Origin of the sequence: Nocardioides sp. (genome assembly GCF_031422975.1) — a bacterium.
Classification (GTDB): domain Bacteria; phylum Actinomycetota; class Actinomycetes; order Propionibacteriales; family Nocardioidaceae; genus Nocardioides.
The window spans coordinates 1-1,692 of the sequence record NZ_JANPEO010000016.1 but is presented as its reverse complement, the minus strand read 5'-3'; the positions used below and the strand labels follow the sequence as shown (position 1 = coordinate 1,692).

General features: G+C 72.0%; 2 protein-coding genes. Both read right to left on the bottom strand.

Annotation, left to right across the window (positions count from 1 at the left end; translation table 11 throughout):
- Positions 1–593, bottom strand: a 593-nt coding sequence (locus tag RMO85_RS00630; RefSeq protein WP_310525805.1) for an acyltransferase, incomplete at its 3' end; no start/stop codon positions are given.
- Between the two features lie 141 nt (positions 594–734).
- Positions 735–1,586: a glycosyltransferase gene (locus RMO85_RS00625; protein ID WP_310525804.1), complete on the bottom strand. Its 852-nt coding sequence runs from the start codon at positions 1,584–1,586 to the stop codon at positions 735–737.
- Between the last annotated feature and the right edge of the window lie 106 nt (positions 1,587–1,692).

Sequence of the window (1,692 nt, the reverse complement as noted above, 5' to 3'; positions counted from 1 at the left end):
TCCTCCTCGACGAGCAGGTCGTCCCGCTCGATGTATGTGGCGGACGAGCGCGGGCACCGCCAGCGGCCGTCCCTGCCCTGGGTGAGCGGCAGGCCGGCGCGGCCGACCCACCCGATCCGGCGGGCCGGCACTCCGGCGACGAGCGCGAAGTCGGGGACGTCGCGGGTGACGACGGCGCCGGCCGCGACCATCGCCCAGCGGCCCACCGTCACCGGCGCGACGCACACCGCACGGGCGCCGATCGAGGCACCCTCGCGCACGACCACCGGGACGGGCTGCCAGTCGTGGTGGGTCTTGGGGCGGCCGTCCGGCTCGACGGCCCGCGGGAAGTAGTCGTTCGTGAACACCGCGGCCGGGCCGATGAAGACCCCGTCCTCGACGAGCGCGGGCTCGTAGACCAGCGCGTGGTTCTGGATCTTGACCCGGTCCCCGATGCGGACACCCGGGCCGATGTAGGCGCCACGGCCGATGATGCAGGACTCCCCCACCACGGCGTCTTCGCGCACCTGTGCCAGGTGCCAGACCCGCGTCCCGGAACCGAGGACCGCCGTCTCGTCGACGTCGGCCGACGGATCAACCCCCGGTGACGTCACGACATGCCCTGTCGCCACGACCCAACCCCCTGAGCAGACGTTCCACACCGAGTCCGGTGTGGATGCGCATCGTGTGCCGGGTGGACCGCGACGTTTCGCGGATGGCGGGGCTATTCGCCAATATTGATGAGCGCGGCAGCGTCAGGGCGTTGGGCGCCGCGAGCTCTCGTCGCGCTGCCACGTGGTGAAGTCCCCCGCGCGCAGGGCCTTGCGGGCCCCCAGCGCGGCAGCGACGTGGACGGCCAGGAAGATCGGCAGGCGGATGGCGAGTCCGGGCCGGGCCACGGCCAGGCCGGCCAGCGTCCCCCACGTGGTCCGCGACGAGGGGCGTCGTACGCCGGCACGTGAGGCCTGGACGTTTCCGGTCACGATCCGGATGCGTCGCCGAACGAGGTCGGTGAGGGTCCGGGGCGGGTGCACGATCGCCACGGCGGCGGACACCACCTCCCGCTCCTGCGCCGTGAAGGAGTCGGACATGCCGAGGTCGTCACTGAGCAGGTCGGGCAGCCGGGACAGCCGCTCCTGCGCTTGCGCCGTGACCGCAACCACGCCGCGGCCGAACAGCCCCGATTGCACGGGCGGCAACTGCTCCCAGACGTCGTAGTACCACGACACCCATCGGGAGCAGCCGTCCCGAGGCACCTGCCGATCCGGGGCGCTCGCCAGCGCACGGCCCGCGTTCAGGGGCTCCAGGAGAGCCAGGATCGACGCACCGGAGAGCTCGATGTCGGCATCGAGGTGCACACGCGGGAAGACGTCGCACGCGGCGTTGCCGACACGGACCGCCTCCACCTTGGACGGCTCGGGAATCTCGATCACACGTGCCCGCGCATCCGCCTGCCGAGCGGCGGCGGCGGTCTCATCCGTGCAGCCGTTGCAGACGACCAGCACCTCGAGGTCGTCGCCTCCCAGGCCCTGACGGAGAGCTGCGAGGTTGCGACCGATCGTGGCCGCCTCGTTGTGCGCCGGGATGACGACACTTGCGACGGGCATCACAGCGCTCCCCCAGTCCCACCGCCCCTAGCCGGACGGCTCGACCATGGTTGTGGGGGTCGTCGGCGCGTCCGCGGGTTGCGTGATCGTTTCGCCAATATTGGGG

What these genes read in the sequence shown, in the direction of transcription:
- RMO85_RS00625 (WP_310525804.1), bottom strand. Translation starts at nt 1,586, where the DNA reads ATGCCCGTCGCAAGTGTCGTCATCCCGGCGCACAACGAGGCGGCCACG.